General features: G+C 47.5%; 20 protein-coding genes, 1 pseudogene and 1 riboswitch. Of the genes and pseudogenes, 1 reads left to right on the top strand and 20 read right to left on the bottom strand.

Annotated elements, in window-relative coordinates; translation table 11 throughout:
- Positions 1 to 76 precede the first annotated feature (76 nt).
- Positions 77 to 1,750 (bottom strand): YfjI family protein, encoded by a 1,674-nt coding sequence (locus tag BUC22_RS19365; RefSeq protein WP_158308601.1) that lies wholly within the window; start codon positions 1,748 to 1,750, stop codon positions 77 to 79.
- Positions 1,751 to 1,940: 190 nt separating this feature from the next.
- Here BUC22_RS19365 and BUC22_RS19360 point away from each other — a divergent pair, with 190 nt between their 5' ends.
- The gene (locus BUC22_RS19360) at positions 1,941 to 2,672 is read left to right on the top strand and encodes a helix-turn-helix domain-containing protein (protein ID WP_013382380.1); all 732 of its coding nucleotides are present in this window, start codon (positions 1,941 to 1,943) and stop codon (positions 2,670 to 2,672) included.
- A 173-nt stretch (positions 2,673 to 2,845) separates the two neighbouring features.
- Here the strand turns inward: BUC22_RS19360 and BUC22_RS19355 are convergent, their stop codons facing one another.
- The 19 genes and pseudogenes from BUC22_RS19355 to BUC22_RS19265 form a co-directional block, all read right to left on the bottom strand.
- On the bottom strand, positions 2,846 to 3,697 hold the full coding sequence (locus tag BUC22_RS19355; protein WP_227162892.1) for a type IV pilin protein: 852 nt from the start codon (positions 3,695 to 3,697) through the stop codon (positions 2,846 to 2,848).
- Between the two features lie 10 nt (positions 3,698 to 3,707).
- Entirely contained in the window at positions 3,708 to 4,586 is an 879-nt protein-coding gene (locus BUC22_RS19350; protein WP_013382382.1) for a type II secretion system protein, read from the bottom strand.
- A complete protein-coding gene (locus BUC22_RS19345; protein WP_013382383.1) occupies positions 4,568 to 5,869 on the bottom strand; it encodes a type II secretion system protein in 1,302 nt (433 codons plus the stop codon). Before BUC22_RS19345 ends, BUC22_RS19350 begins: the two co-directional genes overlap by 19 nt.
- Complete coding sequence (locus BUC22_RS19340; protein WP_013382384.1) at positions 5,866 to 7,167, bottom strand: hypothetical protein; 1,302 nt, start codon at positions 7,165 to 7,167, stop codon at positions 5,866 to 5,868. Before BUC22_RS19340 ends, BUC22_RS19345 begins: the two co-directional genes overlap by 4 nt.
- Positions 7,168 to 7,169: 2 nt before the next feature.
- The gene (locus BUC22_RS19335) at positions 7,170 to 8,159 is read right to left on the bottom strand and encodes a prepilin-type N-terminal cleavage/methylation domain-containing protein (protein ID WP_013382385.1); all 990 of its coding nucleotides are present in this window, start codon (positions 8,157 to 8,159) and stop codon (positions 7,170 to 7,172) included.
- Positions 8,160 to 8,445: 286 nt separating this feature from the next.
- Positions 8,446 to 9,246 (bottom strand): hypothetical protein, encoded by an 801-nt coding sequence (locus BUC22_RS19330; protein ID WP_013382387.1) that lies wholly within the window; start codon positions 9,244 to 9,246, stop codon positions 8,446 to 8,448.
- Positions 9,243 to 10,790: a type IV pilus biogenesis protein PilM gene (locus BUC22_RS19325; RefSeq protein WP_013382388.1), complete on the bottom strand. Its 1,548-nt coding sequence runs from the start codon at positions 10,788 to 10,790 to the stop codon at positions 9,243 to 9,245. Before BUC22_RS19325 ends, BUC22_RS19330 begins: the two co-directional genes overlap by 4 nt.
- Positions 10,791 to 10,807: 17 nt before the next feature.
- Positions 10,808 to 11,998: a type II secretion system F family protein gene (locus tag BUC22_RS19320; RefSeq protein WP_013382389.1), complete on the bottom strand. Its 1,191-nt coding sequence runs from the start codon at positions 11,996 to 11,998 to the stop codon at positions 10,808 to 10,810.
- A gap of 94 nt (positions 11,999 to 12,092) precedes the next feature.
- Positions 12,093 to 12,413 (bottom strand): annotated as a pseudogene (locus tag BUC22_RS19315) (four helix bundle protein); the annotation flags it as partial.
- Between the two features lie 161 nt (positions 12,414 to 12,574).
- A complete protein-coding gene (locus BUC22_RS19310; RefSeq protein ID WP_013382391.1) occupies positions 12,575 to 13,348 on the bottom strand; it encodes a prepilin peptidase in 774 nt (257 codons plus the stop codon).
- Between the two features lie 38 nt (positions 13,349 to 13,386).
- Positions 13,387 to 13,839, bottom strand: a complete 453-nt coding sequence (locus BUC22_RS19305) for a type II secretion system protein (protein ID WP_013382392.1) — start codon at positions 13,837 to 13,839, stop codon at positions 13,387 to 13,389.
- 56 nt (positions 13,840 to 13,895) lie between these two features.
- Positions 13,896 to 14,423: a type II secretion system protein gene (locus tag BUC22_RS19300; RefSeq protein ID WP_013382393.1), complete on the bottom strand. Its 528-nt coding sequence runs from the start codon at positions 14,421 to 14,423 to the stop codon at positions 13,896 to 13,898.
- A gap of 273 nt (positions 14,424 to 14,696) precedes the next feature.
- Positions 14,697 to 15,224, bottom strand: a complete 528-nt coding sequence (locus tag BUC22_RS19295; protein WP_013382394.1) for a type II secretion system protein — start codon at positions 15,222 to 15,224, stop codon at positions 14,697 to 14,699.
- A gap of 180 nt (positions 15,225 to 15,404) precedes the next feature.
- Positions 15,405 to 15,498, bottom strand: a riboswitch (cyclic di-GMP riboswitch).
- 265 nt (positions 15,499 to 15,763) lie between these two features.
- Entirely contained in the window at positions 15,764 to 17,044 is a 1,281-nt protein-coding gene (locus BUC22_RS19290; protein WP_013382396.1) for an O-antigen ligase family protein, read from the bottom strand.
- 60 nt (positions 17,045 to 17,104) lie between these two features.
- Positions 17,105 to 20,221 carry a bifunctional diguanylate cyclase/phosphodiesterase gene (locus tag BUC22_RS19285; protein ID WP_013382397.1) on the bottom strand — a complete coding sequence of 1,039 codons (3,117 nt, stop codon included), beginning with the start codon at positions 20,219 to 20,221 and terminating at the stop codon, positions 17,105 to 17,107.
- 18 nt (positions 20,222 to 20,239) lie between these two features.
- Entirely contained in the window at positions 20,240 to 21,289 is a 1,050-nt protein-coding gene (locus BUC22_RS19280) for a type IV pilus twitching motility protein PilT (protein WP_013382398.1), read from the bottom strand.
- A 20-nt stretch (positions 21,290 to 21,309) separates the two neighbouring features.
- Positions 21,310 to 22,986, bottom strand: coding sequence for a GspE/PulE family protein (locus BUC22_RS19275; protein ID WP_013382399.1), 1,677 nt, complete (start codon positions 22,984 to 22,986; stop codon positions 21,310 to 21,312).
- Between the two features lie 119 nt (positions 22,987 to 23,105).
- Complete coding sequence (locus BUC22_RS19270; protein ID WP_013382400.1) at positions 23,106 to 23,621, bottom strand: type 1 glutamine amidotransferase domain-containing protein; 516 nt, start codon at positions 23,619 to 23,621, stop codon at positions 23,106 to 23,108.
- Position 23,622: 1 nt separating this feature from the next.
- The gene (locus BUC22_RS19265; RefSeq protein WP_013382401.1) at positions 23,623 to 25,473 is read right to left on the bottom strand and encodes a diguanylate cyclase domain-containing protein; all 1,851 of its coding nucleotides are present in this window, start codon (positions 25,471 to 25,473) and stop codon (positions 23,623 to 23,625) included.
- Between the last annotated feature and the right edge of the window lie 134 nt (positions 25,474 to 25,607).

Below are 25,607 nucleotides of genomic sequence, written 5' to 3'. Positions count from 1 at the left end.
ATTCTATTATATTTTATCACAACTGCTTCTCCTTTACAAACCTTAACCCCCTGAAAAATAAACATCTGGTTTAACTTTAAGATACCTCCGCGGTCGTCTCCAGCGCTGCTGTTTTCGGGATTTCGGGATGCAGTTCTGTGACAAGCGAAGCATCTTTATCCAACACCTCATCCTGTAAAAGCGGATTGATGCCGTAGCGCACTGCCCTGGGCCTTCCACTCTTTCCAGCCGTTGCTTCTTCCTCTGGCAGTACCCTCAGATAACCCCTCTCTATGAGCCCGCAGATATATGGCCTTTGCTCCTCGTTGGTGCGCAGACGGCCACGGCAGCTCTCACGCAGCACATCGTGCGGCACCACCATTTTTTTAAGCGCGCAGCATTTTTCCCACACATATTTCAGACTCTGCACTTCCTCACTGTCCTCCACGGTTTTGTGCGCCGCCTTAGTATGCTCCAGAAAATAATTGGTCAGGCGGATCGCCTTTTTCACTGTCCCAGCCGAAATCTCACGCTTTTCCACCGCACCGCCGCCATGCTCCATGAGGTGTAAAATTCCCGCCAGGCGGATGGTCTGGCCGATCACGCGCCGCGCCACCCGCTTGATGCAGGCCAGATCCTCCTTAATACGTTTTTGAATGTTCTGGTCATTATAAGCAACCATCAACCGTTCGGCCTCTTTTGAAAAACACAGCTCGTAAAGCTCATGCCCATTGCGTTTAATGGACATAATATCTCTGATCTTATTTTCATAATTCGCCAGGACCAGCGGTTCAATATCCGGTGAATCCCCAAGACAGCGCTCGTCCAACTCCTTTGGGATTGAATAGATAAAGCGCGAAGTCATCCCCTTTTCAATAAAATCCCTGCGCATAAAATCTTTAAGCACCGTAGGCTGAATAGAAAAATTTACCGTCAGATAGAGATGATCGACATGAATATGACCCTGTCCCGCGCGGTCTTTGTCCAACGACTCATTACTGTATCCATGCAGATAAACATCAATATTTGAACTGCCGTCCTTGCTGTAACGTCCCCCCATAATATCAATGACGCCGCCCTCCGTCGATACCACCGACATAACCCCATTGTTCTCAGCCAACAGGTTCTCAAGGGCCTCCGACGTTACATTGTCCGTCATGCAGCGCAGATTTTTTACAGGCTTAAAGGCCGAAAATTCCTTCTGTACCTTCTCCAGATCCGAATACTCGGCCTTGCCACTCACACACTGTTTTTTCGTCTTTTCCACACGATCCCTCAAAACATTCTGCCAGTTCGCGTCCATGTCGATTTTCCCCTTATACTTCTCATTAAAATCATGGACAAAATCCTCCACCGGCTTTTTAAGCACATTCATGATCTCCGACTTGCCCGTACCCGATTCCATCACCGTCATGGTAAACAGGTTAACCCCCTTCTGGTACACCGCTGCTTTTCCTGGATTTACCTTAAAACGGCCCCCCTCCGCCAGAGAGATCATCGAAAGCAGCGATACCCCCACTGCGTCCACTGGTGCCTGCTTACAGGCTGCCAGGTCTTTGGCAAAGCGTCTAAAATCATCCGTCAGGCAGTCCAGCGGAAAATCCGGCAGCCGATCCTGCACCAGCTCAATACGTTTGAGCGGCGCGTATTTCGCAATTTCATCCAGACGGCGCTTTTCACGCGCTTCGGCCTCCAGTCTCAACGCGTTGGGCGATTTCTCCCCAATCATGCTGCCATTCCCCTGAACCATTAAATTCGTGATTGTTGACATCCTCATTACCCCATGCTTTCTTAAATTTTTGAAAACTACTTGCCAATTCATCTTATTCCTGATATAATCACTATAGTGAATATTATATAATTTATTCACTATAGTGATTATTCCATTTTATTATCCAAACTCCTTTAAAATAATCAGTATTTTATAAAATTTAAGCATTATTTAAGAAACGAGGCCCAGAATGTCCGACATCAACCTTTCCTATTTTCCAGCCCGCCTCCGGGAGCTCCGGAAATCCCATAAACTTACCCAGGCTCAGATGGCTGCCCGCCTCGGTATCGCCCCGGCCAGCCTCAGCTATTACGAAAGCGGCGAGCGCCTGCCCGACCTGCGTGTCATGGATACCCTCTACAACGAGTTTGACGTCAGCTTTGAGTATATGCTGGGCTATACCCAGTCCCCCCTGCCACCAGACCCCACTGTTCTGGATTTCCTGGACCTGAGCCCTGCCGCCTGCGACAACATCGTAGAGCATTTTAATAAAACCCATACCGATAACGCCGCCCTCAATATCCTGCTGGAATCCCAGAGCTTTTTCGAGTACGCCCGCCTGCTGGCCGACAAAGCCATCCGCCAGCTGCGCAAAGAAGCCCCAGACCCCAATGCCGATAAAAATGAAAAGCTGCTGTACACCCTGATTGAGGAGAGCATTGAAACCAGCTACAGCCAGGAGCTCAGCCGTCTCGAAAAAAGCATGGAAGCCGAAATGATCGAAAAGGGCGCCAGCCACCCTGCCTTCCAGCATATCTCCGAAAATGTGCCCAACCAGCTGGACGACTGCCTGGAGCTTTTGTATAAATACCGTATTTATACAAAGGAAGGCCGCCCCTTCCCGCCAAAGGACCAGATGAAGCTGAACAAGCATTTTAAATGGCTTAGGCAAATGGATGAGGAATTTGAGGGAGAAGCATAAAAAAGACGACCGGTAAAATTTACCGGTCGTCTTTTGATGTTTGAGGATAATCTTATTTAATTTTGATTTCGTCCGAACAGATACTTTTTATTAAACAAGTAAAAACTCCCGAAATCCTGAAAAGTCCTGGAGAGAGAGTTTTCGGGTTTTCGGGAGATATATTTAAAAATTTCTCAGATTACTTTTTCAAAATGGTGGTCTATTATCCATTTTTCCAGTTCCTCGCTATTTTGAAAGCTGGTTTTGTTAGACAGACTGTCGGATTGATCGAGCATTCCGTTATAGTTATTTTTTTTTGTTGTTCTGTAATACACACCATTTATTTCAACAACATATCCTTTCCACTGCGCATGATCTTGTGTATTCGTTGTATTAGCATACATGATATAAGTTTTTTCACCATTTACCTCCATAGTCAATGGACGCCAATATAGGGATTCTGGTTTTCCGTTAATCGTTGAATTCCAATCCTCACCAAAAATATTTTTCAGGTCAATCTCATCTACAGGTTTTAAGCTGTTATTATTTTCTTTGAAAAACTCTTTAATAAAATCTGACTGCTGACTTGATTTAAATAAATCTAATAGTTTTTCTGCCAAACTTTTTGATGCGTCTAAATTCGGCCGTGATGAATCTTTATCATGGTGCACACTACATGGGACTTCTTTCAAACGATAATATCCATTTTCAAATTCAAATCTACATTCTGCCAGATTATACTCACCACCTGCTGGACAAACCCCCTTTGCGATATTATTTTCTACCGTCGCATCACCATAGCTATTCTGAATTGCCTTTGCTAATATGGGAATCGCTTCTTCTCTGGTTGCCGGCAGTTTTTCTGTGGCCTGCGCCTGATAGTAACGCAGACAGTCACTCCTTGCCGATTCACACAGCTTTTCTTTTGAATTACCGACAAAGCCCAACATGGCGGGAATTGTAAAAGCGGCCAGAATCGCGAGGATCACGAGGACGATGATGAGTTCTATGAGGGTGAAGCCGCTAGAATTATTATATTTTTTCATCTTTCTCAAATTATTTATCCTCTATCCAATTGGCATTTGTTTCGATATGTTTAATATCCTTTTCACCATCAGAATGTACTCCAACTTCTGTCTTGGCATGATAAAACTTACCTGTTGAAACATTGTATTTTGTTACATATATTTCACTTCCCTCTGGTAAATCATCAATAAAAGTTTCTGTCCAATAAATATTATAGTCTTCACCAATTTTTTCAATACGCCAACTACATGTTGTCTTTGTATCAACGCCTAAAAATTCCAATATTTTTTGTACATCTGGCGCAAAATTCTTACCTGTAGAGTCCAATGTACTCGTTGGATGTGCATTAAAATAGCTTACTATAAAGGAATTATCACTTTTTATATCATTCTCAAGAGTACGTATCGCAATATGCGTTACCCCAGCCTTGTCACTTGTATGTCCTTCACAAGAGCATAGAATATGCATCTCAACTTCCGTACCTTTACTTTCTTCGGTATCTACGAACTGAATAAGATAAATCCCCCCGCTCGGACAAATACCTTTATAAACTTTTTCCACTTTACTTCCTGTTTCATCTTCTGTATCAAGCACTTGGGTTTCTCCGCCGTATTTATCAATAACAATTTTATCAACAATCGAAAAGCTCCGATACTTTGTAGGTACCTCTACACCTTTGTCAACCACTAAATCCGTATAAGATCGCTTAATATCATTTGTTTTCGACCGGCAATCCTTGGCCTTAGCATCATCGACAAATCCCAGAAGTGATGGAATGGTAAAAGCCGCGATAACGGCCAGTACAGTAATCGTGACAATGAGCTCGATCATGGTAAAGCCCTTTTCAGTTTGAAAGTAATTTTTTTTAAAAAACCTCAAACAACGCTTTTTCATTCCACTTTTACCCATGTCCCTTCCTGCGTGCTGGCTTTGTTTGTTATTTCATCATAAACGGGGGTTTTACTGCTAGATACACCATCCTCTTTTCGCCAAACTTTATTGTCTATAGTAATATTATCTGTAATTCTCCCGTTTGTTCTTTTACCCTCTCTATAAGCAAGATAATACCATCCGCTTTCTCCTGGTACATCGCAGTAAATCAATCGGGTTGCCCACTGTTGCCCCTGTGAATTCGAAACATATACAAAGCATGAGACTTTTTTTGTATTGGATTCCGATATAAGATATGCCCGCATTTTCATCGTGCCTTTATAATTTGTCAGATAATTCGTCAAGGTTTGATTATCACTTTTTTTGTCATCTGCTGTCCCCTTATACTCTGTAAGTTCCATTACTTTTTTGTCAACATTATCGATGGTATTTTGATCGAATCCCGGGAAATCCGGCCAGTATGCATAAACAATATCTTTACTCCAGCTTCCCAGATAAGGCTGTCCTTTATAGTAAAATTGTGTAACGTAAGCTGAAATGAAATCATTTGAAGCAAATTGATTATTAATTAAGCCCGTTATCGCTTCACCGTCTTTAAGGGCCTCACCCTTTATGATTCTACTGTAAGTATCCAACATCTGATCTTTCAACGCGAGTGGATCATAGGTGGTGGTGGCTGTTTTTTCTTCGTTGTATGAAATCACCGGGTTCGTATAAATAACATTGCGTTCGCCGCCTGTCACTAAAATGCTCCCGCTATCCCGTGTATTGGCCTTTAAATTAATGGTTTTTAACACCTCGCTGGTGCTATAAACCGGACTGGTGTTTCCCTTGTCCAGTACATTGACTGTTAATTCTAAATGGGTTGTATCCAACACTTTTACCTGATAATCTACCTGATAGCCACTATCATAAAATGCTGAACCAAAAACATTGGTGTAAGCGTAAGTTTTCTTCTTTTCTTCTTCTTTTTCAAACGTTCCAATCATAAGCTGTCCGCTATCGCTTAGCCTAAAAAGCTTATCATACTGAGGATCTTTATCTTTCGTTTTATCTGGATTCATGATCTCCACATGTGTAGCGTAAGTAAGACGTCTCTGTACATATTCAAAAACACTGTCACCAATATATTTTTGGGTATTTTTAACTTCAGTTTGAGCAAAAAGATTGTTTCCAAAATACAAATAATTTCCGGCCACTGCCAGTATAATGGAAAAAATAGCCAGCGTCACGATTAGCTCGATGAGCGTAAAGCCGTTCTGATTCCTTTTTGCCTTTCCTGACAGTTTTAAAATTTTCATTCGATTTTCTTCCTTTCGTACTGGTATATTTCCCAGCTGTTTTGAAGAATACCGCCTTTATCTGCAAGCGTCTCCCCTACCTTTGTCGCATTATTATTATAAGGTTTTCCAGCCTGCTTGTAGCCACTTAAGGGCAAACGGCTCGGAACACCATTATTTTCATTTTTAGAAAAGACTTTTCCTTCATTGTCCGTCAGCCATTCATCGGAATTATTTTTTTTTGAAATTTCGACATCTTGTATCCAATAAATTTTAACATCTGTATTCTTCTCTGTCGTTACTTTTGGCTTTGTTTCAGTATTGCTTGTACCTGTAATGTAAAAGGGAAATGGCACAATCTCGCTACTATTTGCATTTCGATTAGGATTCATAAAATTAACGGAAGCTTCATCCTCCATATAAATAAAAATATCTGGCCCATAATAATATTCCCAAGCTTCAGTGGTATACTCGCCCTTCTCATTTTCAAACCATTTATCCTTTTGTGTTGATGTTACATTTTGAGCCGTAGTATTTTTAAAAAGCTCATAATCCATTCCATAAATATTGAGAGTTGCGCCTTTTTCTAAATAAATAAAAACCGCTCTTTTTTCAAGGTTGCCGTTTCCCACTATATCCCTGCTAATGGTTAATTTACCTGAAAGTGTTTTTTCTGCTTCCAACTTATAGACTGCCACATCCATTGTGTTATCTGCTACATTCTTTTTTGTTTCATCGTTCACGATACTGCTGTTGTTTCCCACATAAATTTTTCTGCTGTTTTTGTCTCCGCTTAACTGTTCATCATCTTTCAACGTAGTCGCCCATTCTTTCGCTGGCCAGATAATACTTTCCGGCTTTCGGTAAGCATCTAAAATAACTGTCTCTGTTGTGTCGTTTACCGTTGCGGTAGAGGTAATAATGGCATGTCCTTTGGACATGGCAGCTTCTACATTCGCTTCTCCCATACCCTCCGTATTTTCCTGAACAGAGCCACCATCCTTTTCGAGAACATTGTCATATTTCACAAAATAATTCTGCCCGCTCACTTTATTTCCATAGACAAGATTCTTATATAAATCATCATAAAAATTTTTACTTTGATTATTGCCGCTAACATATCCATTCAAGCTATTAAAAACCGAATTAGCTGTAGACAGTGCAGTAAAATAGCTCTGATTAAGATTGTCATTTTTTATACTTCGCCGGTTCATGGACAGGGCAACCCAACCAATGGCGATTCCTAAAAGACCAAAAATCAGGCAAATAACCAACACCCACACCAATGCAGATCCCTGCTTGTTATTTATTGCTTTCATGGCTAGTTATTATCCTTAAATAAATTTGTGACATAATCATACACGATCTGATTTTGATCTAAATAGGACATGTTTTTGATATTGCAGACATCAAAATCTTCTTTTTTCATGCTAAAAAGATCTTTCCCCGCCGTACCTAAATCAATCAGATAATATCCTTTTTCAATGCCTGTCGTTGTCCCGACAGTAACATCATTGGCAAAATAAATTAAAATTTTATTTTTATTAGTGTCCTTAACTGTTTTTATATTGGTTAGTATTAGCTTACTATTGTTTTCTTGTATAATATTACCTTTAACATAAAGAAAATCCAAATCCAATTTCAGGTTTTTTTGTATCTCCGGCATTTTTACCTCAATAGAAGTCGTATCTTTTGTAAAATAGAGCTGACGAATCTGATTAGCACCACCTGCATCTGCATCGGTAAATGGCTGTGTTAAAGTGATTACGCCAATATATGTATCTTTTTTCAATTTATCATAATATTTACCTGTTTTGCTGTCGAGCACTGATCCACCATAACCAACATTGGCATTTTGTTCAGCCGGCACTGTAGGCGCTTCCACTGGTTTTGCTTCTTTTTTGGGTATTTCTGATAGTGTTGGCGTAGTTAGAGCGTCCACGCTATTATCTGGCTGAAACAGTTTCATATCCATATCTGCCTTTTCTGTCGAAGTCGCAATATAAAATGTGCCAGGCACTGCGTATTTTTTAAAAAAGGTTAATATCGTCGTCTTGCCATTTTCTGGAATCGTCGTAATCTCCGAATTTTTCAGCCCCTCAAATTCCTCAAGCGCCGAAGCACCCACCGCATTTAATTTCCCTGTATTCTCCTGGCTCGCATTCTTTATAGACTCACTATTCCCCATCACCTTCAGTGCCCCGTTAAACCCGGTAATCAAAATCGTAGCCGCAATCGCAAAAATCGCAAACGCCACGATCACTTCCAGCAGGGTCATGCCCTTATTGTCGAGCTTCCATTGTTTTTTCATCCATCAACGCTCCTTTCCGGGCTTTTGGCTGTTCTGCCCGTGGTGCTGGACCGGTAAATTCCACCAGTCGTCTCATCGCTTCCTGGGACGTAGCGTTTCACTTCCGTCCCGGACTTTTCCATTTCCTTATCACAAAGCACCCTCGGGTGCGCTCTGATCAAAAAACAAAAATAATCCTAAAATCCCCTCCCGAAATCCCGAAAAGTACCTGGCGCAGTATTTTTCGGGATTTTGGAAGGTTTATCAAAGGAGAACAGGGTGTTGCCCATCCTCAATTAATAGCTTGTTATTCAGCCGTGTTGGCCGCGGCAGCGCCTTTATCCACCATATACACGTTAAAGGTCACGCTGACCGTGTTTGTGCCCGCACGCAGGTTGGCAACCTTATTTTTGCTGCCTGAGCTTGATGCACTGCTGGTTCCCGGGCTCACATCAAAGGCGGTAATCTGGATATCGGAACGGGCATTGACAGTGTCTAACAGATTCTCGAACTGGCCGATGTTTCCCTGGATCGTCATGGTGACGGTCCCGATATAGATACCGTTGATGGTGGGCTCGGCAGTGGTGGTTGTACTGTTTTTATCCGTGGTGGTATTGCCCTGCATCTCGGCCAGGTCTTTCATTTCCTGGGCCTCGGTGGTGGTGTCGCTGGACTCGGTAGACTCGGCAGCGTCACTGCCAAAAGAGGCGACTGTGGCAATCTCATTGGCTGTGATCGCGAGATCCTGGGCTTTAAAGCCTTCGTTCACCACCAGGTTGGTAATGAGGTTATCCAGCTCATCGTTGGTCATACGCTTTTCGTAGCCTTCTTTTTTAGCTGAAAGATCCGCAGCGGCTGCGTCCTTGATGGTCTTATTGGCTGGCAGGCTGGCAATGGCCATTTCCATTTCCTGTTTTTTAAACTCGGCCTCACTCCGTTCCTCGGACAGGGTCTGATATTTGTTGATCCCCGGGAAAAACACCAGGTACAGGGCGGCCATGATGAGCAGGGCCATGCCTAAAACATAGAGCAGGCCCTTTTCACGCCTGGTAAACTCATAATTGATGTTCAGCTTGATATTGGGTTTTTTAAATTCTGGCTTTTTCATGGCTGCACCACCCCCGGTTTCAGATAGGCCACAACGGAGAAGCCGTAGCTGTCCGGTGTTTTGACGGTTTCGGTATTTGGGGTTGTCACCGTCTGGCCGTTTGGCAATGTGCTTGTGGATGAGCCATTGGTCACTGTGGACGTGCTGCCTTCGCTCAGGCTGTAGCCCTGGTACTCAATGCTGCTGAACAGGCCGGAACGGTTGAGCTCGCTGACATAGGCCGCTGCCGCAAACTCATTGGGCGCAGAGGCGGTAATGCCCACGCCGCCAGTGGTCCAGTCATAGCTCAGGGCGCCCACTGTAATGTTATTGCCCAGGTTGAGCACCTGGTAGACTTTATCGCTATTGACCACCGGATAAGATTCCATGGCCTTGCGGTTGGTATCCAGAATACGGGTCTGGCTCTGGATGATCTTCAGGGCGCTGTCCAGCTGCTGGGCCTCGCTGTACTCGGACACGTTGGTAGGGTCGTTGATGTATTTGTTGGCTTTTTTAAGGGCCCTGTCCACATTGTAATTCATGATGGTAAAAAACGTAAATCCAATAACCATGACCGCCACCACCACCAGAGGCGGAATGGCCCATTTGTTTTTGATAGAAAAGGAGCGTTTAGGCTTGAGCGCTGTCTTGTAGCTCGTCAGCAGATTGACATCGTTCTTTTTCTCAAAGAAAAGGGACGCTGGGTAAAAATAATCGGACAGGAGAAAATCATCGTCAATGCTGAAATTTTCCTGGATATTCCCGGTGTTTTCCACCGCGCAGACGGATACCTCGGTGTCGTCCACATACGCCTGGAGCCGCCGGATCTCGTCTCTGGTCAGGCCAGCGTAGTAGGCCTTGTCCAGAATGTATTCGGATTTCTGGCTCTTGTTAAACTGCACCAGTGAGGACAGCTTGGAGGCCATCTCAATGGTAAAGGCCTCAGTGCCACGCTCTGCCATGATTCTGGCCTGGCTGGAAAATGTATACACACCATTTTCGAAAAGGGCGTACATAAGGTTATTGCCGTCCAGCATGTTGATGGCAAAGGTCTGTCCGCTATATTCGCTTGTGGCCTCCACATAATTGATGGTGGCGTTCAGAGCAGTGTCGATGCGTCTGAGCTTGATACCTGCCGTCTCGAAAAGGCGGATGTAGCTTTCCAGCACCTCCCGCTCCACGGCACAGCAAAGCATGTTGGTGCCCTGTTTCCCTCGGATACTGCTGTAGTCAATGATCAGATTCTCAAAATTGGTGGCGTCCTCAAACTCATGGTGGGACAGCTCGGTGAGCTCCTTTGGCGTCATCTTGGGCACAGCCACATTTTTGTTGACGATTAGGCTGGAATTGATGACCAGATTGGTGCTGTGAAAATCAATATCGCCTGCCTCGTCGGCCTGGTCAATGGCGTCAAGAAGCATATCCTCGTTGGTGATGACCCCGTTGATCATGGCGCCCGGTCCCATCTCCACGGTCAGGTGCTTTGATATGGTCAGCTTGCCGCTGCGCACATCCCCCTGGAGTATCTGAATGGCGTCGCTGCCTAAATAGATGGTTGTCTGCATACTCTCTTATTATCCCCCTAACCGATACTCTGATAAAGTGTGACGATCGGTACCATAACGGACAGCATTACCGTCCCAACGATCACCGCCATGATAATAATCATTACCGGCTCGATGATCGTAACCATTCGCTGTATGGCCATTTCTGAGTCATAATCGTAGGAATCCGCAATGGAGTCCAGCATGGTGTCAAGATTCCCGGTTTCCTCACCGATAAAGATGGTGGATACCAGCTTCTTATCCATACCGTCAATGCTGCCGATGGCCTCGGACAGAGTGCTCCCGCTGCGCACCATCTGGGTGGCCGGGCCAAACTGTCCCTCGATATACTTATTGCCCACAATGCTGGCGCTGATTTCCATGGCGTTGATCATGGAAAGGCCGCTGGAATACAGCGAGCTCAGCGTCCTGGCAAAACGCGCAGTGTAAATAATTTTAATAAGCTTCCCTGCCCAGGGCAGGTGGACCTTCATCTTGTCAAAGCGCAGCCTGAAGGACGGCGTCCCGAGAAGCGCTCGGAAAGCCCCAATACACAGGGCCACCGCAATAAGCAGCCAGTACCAGTTGGCGGTCATAAAATTGGAAATCCCGATGACCATGACCGTAATCGCTGGCAGTGCCGCATCCATGCCCTCAAACAAATCAAAAAACTGGGGCAGGATAAAGGTAAACAGCCCGATCACCACCACGACCGTTGCCACTAAGAGCAGGATCGGGTAGATCATAGCGTTTCTTATTTTGGTGTGGAGGCGGTGCTCCTTCTCATAATACAGCGCCATCTTGTGCGCGGTCTCGGCCATCTGGCCGCTGGACTCGCCCGCCCGGAACATGTTGATGATAAGCTGGGGAAAGGAGCCCCGGCTGTTTTCCATGGCCTCCGACAGGGTAATCCCCTGCTGTACCTCACGGTAAAGGGCTTTATACACCTTTGCCACATTGGGCTTGATGTTGCGCTCCATCATAATGGAAAGCGCGCGGATCACCGTAATCCCCGAGGCCAGCATGTTTTCTATCTCCCTCGAAAAATCCGAAAGCTCCATGTTTTTCATCTTGTAAGCTTTCTTCTCAGCGTCCACTTCACGGCACTCAAGCAGAAATTCATCCTTTTCCCGCAAAGCCTTACGCAGCGTGCTCTCGTCAATGGCGTCCGCCATTCCATTTACTATTTTTGAGTTCATGTTTTTTGCTTTATACTTAAACTTTGGCACAACGTCACTCCTTGCGTCGCTCCGTTCTCCCTCAATGGAGAATTGAGAATGGAGAATGGAGAATTATTGGAACAAAATCGCTGGGCGATTTTGATTATATTTTTTCTTTGGTTGATTTTACAATGGACGACAGCATCTTTCTCAATTCAACACTGTCAGAATATAGACTCTTGCCCTCGTCAGATGTTAAATAATCCGTTACCATCAGCAACTCCAGCCAATAACAGGTTTCAGAAGCTTCCTTCAAGGCAATGCCCATTTTAGATAAAAAATCCTTCTTGCTCTGCGCTTCCTGGGCCTCTCGAATATTCGCCCCAATGCTGGTACCGCTGCGAAGCAGCTGCTTGGACAAAACAAATTCTTTTTTTGACTGACACAAATGCTGATAACAGCGTATGATACGAACAGCAAACTGAAAACTTTTTTTACAACCGGATTCTCACTATTCACAGGACTTACCTGTTATGGCCGAAGGCCATCCTAATCGAATTGGCTTTGTCAATTCGCTCCTATAATTCTCCATTCTCAATTCTACATTCTCCATTGATGGGTCTTCCACTTTCAACTATCCACTTGTTAAAGTCCAAAAAAATTCAAATACCAAAAGATGATCTGCATTCCCCACAACATGGATACCAAAATCCCCACTGAGAGGTATGGGCCAAAGGCCATGTGCTTTTCCCCGCTCTTGCGGATAAGCTTGATGACGCCTACAATACCGCCCAGCACCAGGCCGATAAAGGTCGCCAGCAGGGTGCAGGGCCAGCCAAGGAGAAATCCAGCGACTGCCATGAGCTTGACATCCCCGCCGCCAAAGCCGCCGGGAATGACCAGTGATAAGACCAGCATGGGAACCGATATGACAAACACACCGATTACCCGGGAAATAAGACTGGGCTCCAGAAACACAAAATAGCTGGCCGCCACAGGGATTATCAAAGCGATCACCAGGCCATTGGGGATGGTCATGGTGTCAAAATCTATGAGGGTAACTGCAAGTAAAATGGCCGCTACCGCAAACCCCACCACCGCCTGAAGGCCAAAATCATAATGCCCGGCCATGAGCAGGGCCAGCAGCCCGCCGCACAGCTCGGTAAAGAAATACCGCGGCGCGATCTTCGCCCCGCATTTCCGGCATTTTCCCCGCAGCCACAGATGGCTGAGCAGGGGGATATTATCATAAAACGCAATGGGCTTGCCGCAGTTCGGACAAAAAGACCGGCCCTTGGCGACTGAAATGCCAATGGGCACCCGGTAGACCACCACATTTAAAAAACTGCCAATCATACAGCCAAAAATAAAGACAAAGGCATACAGCACAAAATATATCAAAGATAAAGAATCATACAAAGCGAAACCTCCAGGATTTATGTGTGAATTCATACATTTTACTTTTGATCATCCCTGGAATAAACAGTTCTCACCTTTCCATCGACAATCACATTTTTTCCTGGTTCAATTATAACATTGATGTTATTTTTAATCATCTCAATTTTATCAATGGTGCCGTCACGGTTATCGTCCACAATGGTCAGCTTTGTAACCCCCTCATAGACGTTATCCGGCCCCACCAGATCCCGCAGGTCATTGGCGTCCGGAATGCGGTAAGGGTTTTCCGCTGTCTCGGCAGATTTAAACTCCGTCGCCCGTATCTGAGCCGCCAGGTAGATGGTTCTTGCCTCAGCCACCACCGCATCTTTTTTGGCGTCGCCGATGAAATGGAGGTACCCTGGAATGATGATCACTGCCAGCAGGGCAATGACAACAATGACAGTGATGAGTTCCATCATGGTGAAGCCGTGAACGCTTTTGATCAAGTTTTCCAGTTTACAGTTAATCATGGACAGGCTCCTTTTGTTCTTACTAATTTAGTTTTTGGGTTTTCGGGATACAGGTTTTAGTTCTTTTCTATTTTTGTGATTTCGGCGGAGCCGCCGGGGGTGATGGTGGCCAAGTATTCTCTACCATTATTTATATACTGAATTCTCTGTATGACATTTTCTTGATCGGTACCTTTTTTTCCTAATAAAACTACCATTTTTATAGTTTTTCGAATATGATAGTCATCTCTTAAATCATATGCTGAGCCATCATTTCTTACATTTTCAATCATAATTTGATATTCTGGATCATATGCATTTTCTCCAGTGAAAAATAAAGAGTCATTTTTTAAGAGATCAACCATTTTTTTCTGAATACTAAAATCAGTTATTTCTGAATTAGCTGTTCCAGTAATCGTACTCTGTGCCGCCACATAAACCTCCCGCGCCTCGGCAATGGCGGCTTTTCCTTTGGCTTCCTCCACAAAACCCAGCATGGCGGGGATGGTAAAAGCAGCTAAGATGGCCAGAATTACCAGCACCACAATCAACTCGGCCAAAGTAAAACCCTCTTGACTTCTTAACTGCTTTTTGAGTTTTAACACAGATTTCACCTCCCGAAATCCTGAAAACACAACGGCTATCACCGTTTTTCCGAAAAAGCAACAAAATCCTGTTTTTAGGACAAAAAAGCGTATAAAACATTTTTTACAAATATACAATAAAGATGAAACCTTGAAAACAAACGAGACTACCAACCTACACCCATTCCAATTCATTTTCAACATTTCACCTGATAGGCCGCAATAAAAAAAGCGCCTGATAAAATGGAGAAAAGACCGGGTGCGGCGCTGCAAACTCGGCCTTATAATTTTTATTTATTTTATTTTATTTACTTCTGCAGAAGTACCAGATGCATTCGGAGTAATCTTTACAGCATATTTACCTGTTGAATCTACAAATTTTACATATAAAACACTTCCAGTTGTTGAAACTGTAATATAAGCATTATTGGCAGGCGGATTAGAAGTATCAGCAAAAGTAACATTATCGTTCACTCTTACTATCGAATCGCTTAAACTACCTGAAATATCTGAGCCGATTAAAACTTTTACCTTATCATATATTTTTTTAGCTGAATTATCATCAGTGGTGTCATTTTTTGCTTCACTTGTCGTTAATTTGCCATTACTTCCTGCTGCTACATCAGTTCCAGCTGATTGTGCTGCTACGTATATTTCTCTTCCCTGAGCAATAGCAGCTTTCCCTCTAGCATCATCAACAAACCCCAACATCGCAGGAATCGTGAACGCTGCCAAAATCGCCAAAATAACCAATACTACAATCAATTCTACCAAAGTAAAACCTTTCTGGTTTTTCTTCAGCTTATTAATCATCTGAATCATTTACATCTCTCCTTTTATGTTCTCTTGTTTACCTTTAAATATAAACCTTTATTTTAACCGTCCGCGCCATGACGATTATAAACAGAGTAATTGCCTGCTCCAGCGGTCCTTTTTGTTAAAGGCTACTCAAAAAATAAAAATAGCCGGAAACCATACAGGGGTTTTCGGCCATCTACCGGTTGTGGCATCTGGCTGTCATATCGGCCTGGAGCTTCCGACGTAGACCCTGTAGTTTTGCGCCACGGGCTTTCGCACCGCTTTGCCTTTTGAACAATTCTATTCTACAACTGATTCGGACATTTGTCAAGAACTATAAAAACCAGTTACTTTTAAATATTCCGAAAGTTTCCTGTCAATCACTATTCATACACGTTGACACACTTTTAAAAATATGTAAATCTGCTTTTTACGCTTCTCTTATAGCGATAAGTTATTATAAATGCTGTTTCATTTACCACCAGCATTAAACAAATGGTAAAAACAGTACTATTTGGGTAAAATACTAAATTTTTTTCAAAATTTTTTCAATTTTTGTTTCCTTAAATCATATTCAAATTCGATTGAATTTCACCACTCAAACGCACCGCAATTCCGCAGAATACCCAAAAAACCGGAGCCACAGTTACCACGGAAATATTAAAGCAGGCGGCGGCCATGTAGGCAGCGATGCTGCAGACAAGCGGCACAAGCATGGGCGAGCGGCGCCAGTTTTTAAGACCATGGTAAAGCGTCGTTCCCTCAAACGCCAGATAGCTGAGGGCTGCGGGGATACCGCTGCTCACCGCGATGTGCAGGTACTCGTTGTGTGCCCGGTCGATGACCAGGTGGCGGCCGGTCACCCTGATAATATCCTTTTCAAAATACTGGCCCATGACCTGACCCAGGGTCTCGATGCCAAAACCGGTCAGCGGGCGCATGCGGATGAGCTCCAGGGTTTTTGACCAGATAAAAAGCCGGTAAGAACCGCCCTTTTCCCAGTCATCGCCCCTGAGCATTTTAGACAGATCGGCAAAGACGCTGAGAAAGCGCGCGCCAAAGCCGCTGTTCACCAACAGAAAAACAAGGGTAAGAAGCGCAAACACACCGCTCACCACCGCGAAACGGCGCCGGTTTTCCCGCTCGCCCAGCAAAAACACCCCCAGCAGCGCAAAGCCCAGCAGACTGCCGATCCACGCTCCCCTGGTGTTGGTGCACAACAGGCAGAAATACACCAGCCCGCAGGGCAGCAGGTAAGCCTTTGGGCCTCTGATAAAAGCATAGATGAGTATGGGCAGCGCCAGTGTCAGAAAGGAACCCAGGAAATTCGGGTTGCCGATGGTGGCGTAGGAAGCGCCTGGCCCGCCGTACATCAGAGGGTCCTGTGGCTGAAAGTCCAGACCAAATTTCTGGAAGATGCCGTAAACCGCCACGCAGGATACCCCCACCGCGTAAAGGCGTACATGCCAGGGCTTAAAGGTATAGAAAAAAGCGCCCAGCATCATTAAAACACCATAAAACAAAATGGCGGAGTAGCTCTCCAGGCGAAAGGACCGCCCCTTGAGCGACAGCATCACATCTGTCGAAAAGGGCAGGGTGATGGTAACGCACAAGAGATACAAAAGCACCAGCTTCACGGACAGAGGGATTTTCGGCTTCCCGGTAAAATACTCGGTAATGGGCCGCACATACAAGAGCAGCAGCCCAAACACCAGCACCTCGATGGTCATCAGCTTGGGCATATACAGGGTATCCCCAAAGGGCGGCACTACAATCAGCGGCACCGCCCCGGCGACAATGGCCAGCACTGCGGAGACAGCGGTTTTAAGTTCAAGTTTTCGCATTATTTTCCTCAATATTTATGTTTTTTAAATGGCATCATCCCTTTAACACACCTGCATTTTCTACCATTCCCCATCCAGCTTCTTAAAAAACTCGTCCATAGGCATGGGCTTCGCGAACAAAAAGCCCTGGGCGCTGTCGCACTGGATACTTTTCAGGAATTCGGCCTGGCCGGTGGTCTCGATGCCCTCAGCCAGCACCTGGAGGTCGAGCTCCTTGGCCATGGCGGCAATATTCTTGAGAATGACCCGTTCCTTGGGTGAGAGGTTTTCCTCCCGGCAGAGGGAGCGGTCAAGCTTGAGCACATCCACGTCGATTTCGGACAGCAGATTTAATGAGGAATAGCCTGAGCCAAAATCGTCGATGGAGACCTTAAAGCCGTCGCTTCTCAGCGCGCTGACCAGCCGTTTGACATAGCCGCTGTTTTCGATGAAGATGGTCTCAGTCACCTCCACCTCGATGAGGCCAGGGTCGATCTGGTATTTGTCTGCCAGCGCCCGGAAGCGCTCGATGTAGTTGCCGGATTTCAGATGAATTCTGGACATATTCATGGAGATGGGGACGCATTTCAAGCCTCTGGTTTTGCGGTAATAGTGGGCTTTAAAGACTTCCTCGTACACGTAAAAGTCCAGCTCGACAATAAAGCCATTGCTCTCGAAGATGGGGATAAACTCTCCGGGCAGCACAATATTGCCCCGGTCATCCACCCAGCGGGCCAGAGCTTCGGCGCCCACCACTCTGCCGCTTTCCAGATCAATTTTGGGCTGCAGATAGACAAGAAACTCCTTATCTCTCAAAGCCCTTTCCATCCGCGCCTCAATCTGGCGGGTTTTCAGGATCTTTTCTCCCATGGATTTATCGTAAAAGGCAATGCCGGTCTTGCGGCTGCCCTTGATGGATTTTCTTGCAATGTCGGCGTTGTCCATCATTTTGCCAATATCCCGCTCGCCTTCTTTGGCGTGGTACACACCAATCTGAAAATTGAGGCGGATGCCTGGTATCACATAGTCCAGCCGTTTGTTGATTCCGTCGACCATCTGCATAATTCTCATGACCAGGGCTTCCTCACTGGTCCATTCCACCAAGGCCACAAACACGTCGCCGGTCACCCGGGCGCAGACCTCCGCGCCGCTCATAGCGCCCACCAGGCCGCCGGAGATATAGCGCAGCAGCTGATTGCCCATGCTGTAGCCGTGAAACTCATTAATATACCGGAACTCGTCGATGTCAAAGGTGACCATGGCGTATTCCTTGCCGGTTTCATGGTCAAAGATTTCGGTGGTATCCAGCTCAAAACGGCTGAAAGTGGAAATACCAGTGAGCTTATCCACATACAGGATGTTGTCCACAAAATTGGAGATGTCGTCCATGGCGACAAGCACAGCTTCTCTGGCACCCCGCCACTGCAGGCTGTGGCACTGGAAATTAAACCAGCGGTTCCAGCCGCTGATGTAGCGCTGCCAGTTAAAATCTGGTGTTTCCTGGGATATTTCATCCAGACGGCAGAAGGGACAGGGCGCGTCCAGGCCCATGACAGTCTCGTAGCACAGGCTGCCCACCCGGGCATTTGGCCGCTCAGCCTTCAGAGACGCGCTGACAAACAGCAGCTCATGGGTTTTGGGATCGATCACATGGCTTTTGATACTCTGGGAATCCACGATGGCGCGGGCCACCTGGCTCTCGTAGGCGTTTTCGGTCTGGAGCTTTGCTTTATACAGGTTTACGCTGATGATCTTAGCCACCAGGCTCACAAATTCCTTTTCGCTCTCACTCCAGACACGGTTGTTCCGACTGCCAGAGAGCCCGATGCACCCTAAAAACCGGCCGTTTTCCACCAGTGTTTTATAAAGCCCAGAGCAAATTCCCCTTTCCCTGAAAAACGCGCGCTCCCGGGCCGGAAAGTTGTCCACACTCCCCAGGGCATACAGGCCGTTTTCATCAAAAAAGGTTTTGTAATACGCATGCGCTTCTTCCCCAACCCGTTCGGTTTTGGGGCGGACAGCAGTGCCGGAATACCAGCTGTACTGGTTGACCAGCTCCTTTCCTTCCTGCTCCTGCTCGAAAATACAGACCCGCTCCACGCCGATAAAACGGCCGATCATCCCCAGAATCAGAAGCATGGAGGAGGTAAAATCCTTAGAATCGGCCAGGATTTCGAAAATGTTGATGAGTACCCGGTTTTCTGCAGAAATCCCGCTTTTCTGAAAAACTGCGGTATCAATATTAGTGGCATGGCCGTTCAGGTAAGACATACCGCTCATCTTTTCATCATAACGGCACCAGCGGTCTCTCCCCTCCATTTTCGCCATGCTCAGGGCCTGGTCGGCGCAGTGGAACAGCGTCTCGAAGGTGGTGCCGTCCTTAGGGCAGGCCGCAACGCCCAGGCTGCATGAAATGCGGTAGGCCTGGCTTTTCCCCTCAAAGGTATGGTCAAAAATGCGGCGGATACGGGCTACCCGCCCGGCAATCTGGTTTTCTGCCACGCCTGGGCTGTAAACCAGAAACTCATCGCCCCCGATGCGGCCGATGACATCGCCGGGAGCCGCGTGGGCTGTCAGCTTTTCGGCGGTTTCCACCAGGACGGCGTCACCAAAAATATGGCCCAGATTCTCATTAACGGCTCGAAAGCCGTCAATGTCTATCAGCATCAGGATACCTTTATCCATCTCATTGTTTGCTTCCAGGGCCTCGCCGATTTTTATGCGGGTCCACTTTTGATCGTAAAGCCCTGTGAGCTGGTCACACCGGGATTCCTCAACCAGGCGGTCCTCTCTGCGCTTCTGGTCGTCAATATCCCGCATGATGCCCACGGTCTCTGTCACTCTGCCCTCACTGTTTTGCACGGTAGCGGCCCTGACGAGTGTCCAGTGGTAACGTCCGTCCGTTTCATCGGGGCGGGTCACACGGATAACGATGGCCTGGACTGTCAGCCCGTTGATCAAGCGGATGGTTTCCTCGATATCATCGGGATGCACCAGATTGCCCAGGAGCAGGGCCTCGGTGTAGCGGTCCACCGCCAGCGTGTAGTGCACATACCGGCCCTTCTCCAGCCTGGCTTCGTCGAACAGCATCCGGTCCTCGTCGATATGGTAGTCAAATATAATGTCTCCGGTGGTTTCCAGGATTGTCCCATAGCGTTCTATTTTCTTTTCCAAAACGGAGAGCTGTTCATTGCTCATGGCGATTTTCTCCCTTACTTAAAAGTATTGGTTAAACTCGTTTTTGTCTGACGACCACTGGAGGCCGGTATCAAAGCCGATCTTTCCTTCCTTCACCAGCTTGGCCAGGTGGCTGTTCAGGGTGTTCATGCCGTCCCGGCTGCCGGTCTGCATGGCAGAGGAAAGCTGATGGGTTTTGTTTTCACGGATAAGGTTGAGCACTGCGTCGGTGCCTGTCATCACCTCAAGGGCGGCCATCCGGCCTTCGCCGGAGGCCAGAGGCACAAGCTGCTGTGTCACAACACCCTTCAGGGTGCTGGCGAGCTGTGTCCGTATCTGCTGCTGGCTGTGGGGCGGGAACACGTCGATAATACGGTCTACCGTGTTGGCAGCACCGATGGTGTGCAGAGTAGACAGCACGAGATGCCCGGTTTCAGCGGCGGTTACAGCGGCCGAGATGGTTTCGTAGTCACGCATTTCCCCTACCAGAATAACGTCGGGGTCCTCACGCAAGGATGAGCGCAGCGCGTCGGCAAAGGAGGATACATCCACTCCCACCTCACGCTGGTGGATCATGCTCAGTTTATGGTAATGGCGGTATTCCACCGGGTCCTCAATGGTGATGATATGCTTGGCAAAATTGACGTTGATGTAGTCGATCATAGCTGCCAGTGTGGTGGATTTCCCACTCCCGGTCGGCCCGGTGATCAGGATCAGCCCTCTCGGCTCAGCGGCCAGCTTGCGGATAATGGGCGGCAGGCCCAGCTCCTCAAAGGTAGGAATGGTGTCGTTGAGCAGGCGAACGGCAGCGCAGAGCTCATTCTGCTGGCGGTACACGTTAACCCTCTGTCTGAGCCCCTCTGGCGTGACAAAAGTAAAATCCGCGTCCTCTCCCCGCTTGATTTTCTCACGGTTCATCTCACTGAGCATCCCGATGATCATCTCTCCGATTTCCCTTTTGCTCATTTCAAAGGGGCCTTTGACAAGCACCCCGTTGCTCCTGAATACCGGCGGCAGATCTGCCGTCAAATGAATATCCGAACAGCCAGTCTGGCGGCCGTAGTCGATTAGGTCTAAGATGGTTGGCATTTGTTTTTCCTCACTTTTATTTACTCAACGTAATACGTAACCTTCAGCAGCTCTTCCATGCTTGTCACACCCTGTTCTACCAGCTCGGCCAGACTTTGGCGGAGACTGGTGGTTTTGTGGCCTGCCGTCACGTACTCATAGACCTCCTCGATGGGGGACTGGCTGGAAATCATGTTGCGAATGGTTTTGTCGATGGCTAAAATTTCATGGACAGCGATACGGCCTTTATAGCCCGTATGGTTGCACTGGTGGCAGCCCCGTCCGCGGTACAGTACAGGGACATCCCTTCCCAAAAGCTCCCGCTCGGCCTCACTGGGGCTGTAGGCCTCCTTGCAGTCCGGGCAGATTTTCTTGACAAGGCGCTGGGCCACCACCCCGGTCAGGGAGTTGGCGACCATATAGGGCTCGACCCCCATATCCACCAGACGCACAATGGTAGACACGGCGTCGTTGGTATGCAGGGTGGAGAGCACCTGGTGCCCGGTGATGGCGGCACGCACAGCGATGTTGGCGGTTTCCGAGTCTCGGGTTTCACCGACCATGATGATGTCCGGGTCCTGCCTTAAAAGGGAGCGCAGGCCGCTCTCAAAGGTGAGGCCGGCCACGTTGTTCACCTGTGTCTGGTTGATGCTGTCCAGGTTCCGTTCTACGGGGTCCTCGATGGTACAGATATTGACGTTTTTGCTCGAGAGCATTTCCAGAACCATGTACAGGGTGGTGGTTTTACCGCTCCCGGTGGGTCCGGTGATATAGATGATGCCGTGGGGGCTCTGCAGAATCTGGCGCATGCGTGCGTAATTGTCATCGTTCATGCCAAAGGTGCCGGAATGGTCGAGCTTGGTGTTCTGGTTCAGAAAACGCAGAACGGCTTTTTCGCCGTAGACCGTCGGGATGACCGAGGTACGAATATTCATCTCGATGCCCTTGATCCGGGCCCGGAAGTGCCCATCCTGGGGCAGGCGCCGCTCGGCGATATCCAGGTTGGACAGGATCTTGATACGGGCGATGACGGACTGGTGCAGGGCGCTGGCCAGTGTCAGATAATCAACGATGAGGCCGTCGATACGCAGACGCACATTGGTTTTATCCTCAAAGGGCTCGATATGGATATCACTGGCGCCGGTATTATAGCCCTTTATGAGCATGGTATTGATGAGGTTGACCACTGGCGCGTCATCCCCGGCGGCGTCCAGGTCCTCTACGATGGAGACAGTTTCCATATCGTCGGCCATCTCGTTGGCACTGGTGGCTGCCTGGCGGGCCTCGATTTCCGAATAGCTGCTGTCAATGCCCTTGAGAATGGCATCCTTTTCGGCCAGGACAATATCAATGGGCATATTGGTGATGAGACGCAGATCCTCGATGGCGTAAAAATCCAGTGGGTCATTGGTGGCAACCAGCAAATGGCCGCTTGAAAACCCTATTGGGATAAGGGTGTACTTCTGTGCAATATTTTTGGGTATTTTGGCGGCTGCCTCCAAATCCACCTCAATCTGGCTCAGATTGATGACCTGAAGGTCCAGACGTTTTGCCAGTGCACCCAGCAGCTGGCTCTCTGTCACGTAGCCGTAATCGACCAGGATCGCGCCCAGGCGCTTGCTCTTATCCACCTTCTGATAGGCCAGGGCTTCCTGAAGCTGTCCCTCTGTAATATAGCCGTCGCCGACCAGTATATCCCCTATACGGATGTTCTTCATGCTTCTACTCCTTAACGCTTTATAATTGCTATATTATACCACAATTGTGAATGATAGTAAAAAAATCCCGAAATCCTGAAAACCGTTTTTAGATTTTCGGGATTTCGGGACCTGCTTTTCTACTTCATCAAAACCTTGATGTAATCCTTCATGTACTGCGGAAGATCCGGCGGACGCCTGGCCGAAATAATATGGCCGTCGACAATGGACGGGGTGTCGTGCCAGACAGCGCCTGCGTTTTCCATATCGTCCCGGATGCCGGGAGTGCTGGTGACATTTTTCCCCTTCAGGATACCGGCGGAGATAAGCACCCAGCCCGCATGGCAGATTTCCCCGATGGGCTTTCCGGCCTTATCCATTGCCCGCACCATGTCCAGAACGGCTGGAAAGCGGCGCAGCTTGTCTGGCGCCCAGCCGCCAGGTACCAGAATCCCGTCGTATTCGTCAGGATTGATTTCGTCAAACCGGTAATCCGACACGCAGGGCACACCGTATTTTCCAATATAGGTCTTACCCTTTTCCTCACCCACCACATCGACGGTCACGCCTTCTTCCTCGCGGAGGCGGTGTACCGGATACCATAATTCCAGATCTTCAAAGTCGTCGCTGATCAGCGCAATAATTTTTTTGGACATTTCAAAACGCTCCTTTTCGTGTATTGTTATCATTATTACCCAAAGCATCCCCTATGGACGCGTCATAAACCTTAACATTGTTTTTTCCGTGATCCTTCATATAGTAGAGCGCCTCATCGGCCATGCTGTAAAGCATCTCAAAGGCACTGTTCCTGAAGGAATAGGCAAGCCCGACACTGACAGAGACCTCGATTTGGCCGCTGTTTCTTTCATAGCAGCGGTTCATGGCCCGGCAGAGGGCTCTGGCTGCCTGAACAGGCTTGTCTCTACAGGCTTTGACATCTTTCACAAAGACCAGAAACTCATCGCCGCCCAAACGGCCTAAAACAGCCTCTTCGCCAAAGCAGGCGGTCATTTCCCGGGCGAGATCCTCCAGCACCTCATCGCCGCCCTGGTGGCCCAGGGTATCGTTGACAGTTTTAAAGTGGTCCAGATCCACAACCATCATGGCGCCTTCCTCATCCCCACGCTCCTGCAGATAAGTGTTCACCAGCTCCTCAAAGGTCGTGCGGTTATATAGCCCGGTGAGAGCGTCCCGGTGCGCCTGGTTGATCAATGCTTCTTTTTCGCATTGCTCAGCGTTGATATTGATGATTTTGCCAATGGCCCGCATGGGCTGGTTATGCTTATCAAAAATGATCATGCTGGTAGCGCGCACCCACTCCTCATTCCCGGAAGGCACTGTGGTTTTGTATTCCACCTCATAGCGCGCCTCCTCCGGCGGACGGCGTTTTATCAGACCCGCAAAACAACGGGCGCTCTCATCAGTATCCATCCTTTTGCTCAGGATTGTGGAAAAAAAGTGGTCAACCTGTGATTTACCGCCAAAGGTATGGGCAAACTGCTCGGATACCACTATGCTGTCCTCACGGTAGTCATACTCAAAAATAAATTCCTTGGACATCTCTGACAGAATACGGTAGCGCTCATAGTTTAAGAGCATCTGCTGGTTGCGCTGCATACGGATATACATGGTCATACCGACCACCGCAGCCAGCACAAGCCCGATGCCCAGGGCCGCCACAATGCTCTCGGTGGGGTTGGCTTTGATAAAGCTCTCCAGGGTAACCTGCTGGTTATTTTTGTTAAAATATTTCATGTACAGTTCGGTGGCGTAGTTGGGGTTTTGCTCATTGATGGCTGCTGTGGCTGTATTGATGCCGCTGACCACCTCAGTATTGCCCTTAGTGACCGCGAAATAATAAGGCCGCCCGTCAAACCGCGCGACGATGCGCTCATCGTCGCCCATGGCGACGTCCGGCCCCAGCAGGGCGTCCACCCCGCCGGACTTCAAAGCTGCCTGCATGGCCTCATCGCTGTCGTATTCAACGATACTCAGGGTAATCCCATTGGCGCGGCAAAATTCATTCAGGGCCTGTATTCTTCGGGTCGCGGTTTTGCGTGCCCCTACTTTCATGTTGTTAAAGGTCGAATAGTTGGTCGCGTTGACATCCTCATTGTCTTTTAACACCGATAAGGTGGAGTAGCTGTAGCCGCAATTATACTCTGGAAAATCATAATCCTCGGCCAGCTGCGGTGTGTACACCATACCGCCCATAATGTCAATCCGGCCGTTTTTCAGGTCCTCCATCATTTTTAACAGGCTCTCATCGCTGCTGTCTCCGGTGATGAACTCATACTCCCAGCCTGTATATTTTGCAATTTCTTCTAAAAACTCGTAAGTATAGCCTGAATGGTTTCCCGCAGAGTCGGTGGATGAAAACCCAGTCTGTTCGGGAAATGCAACCCGGATGATCTTCTTTTCTTCTGCCTGTACCCGAGAGGTTGTCAGGCAGAAAACAAGACACAGTGCCAGGCCCATACTCCATATTTGTATTGTGTGCTTTTTCACTTTTCCCTCCCCGACTTCTTTGTTCTCACTTTAGTATTACTCCTTATTATATACTGATACAACCAAATATACAATTTTTTTGTGAAGGGTTTTCTGTCAAACCAATTTTACGCCGTCATTTCTGGTATTTCGGG

This window comes from Eubacterium callanderi, assembly GCF_900142645.1.
Lineage (GTDB): Bacteria > Bacillota > Clostridia > Eubacteriales > Eubacteriaceae > Eubacterium > Eubacterium callanderi.
Note: the sequence above shows the minus strand (reverse complement) of the source record. Positions and strands in the feature narration are given on the sequence as shown.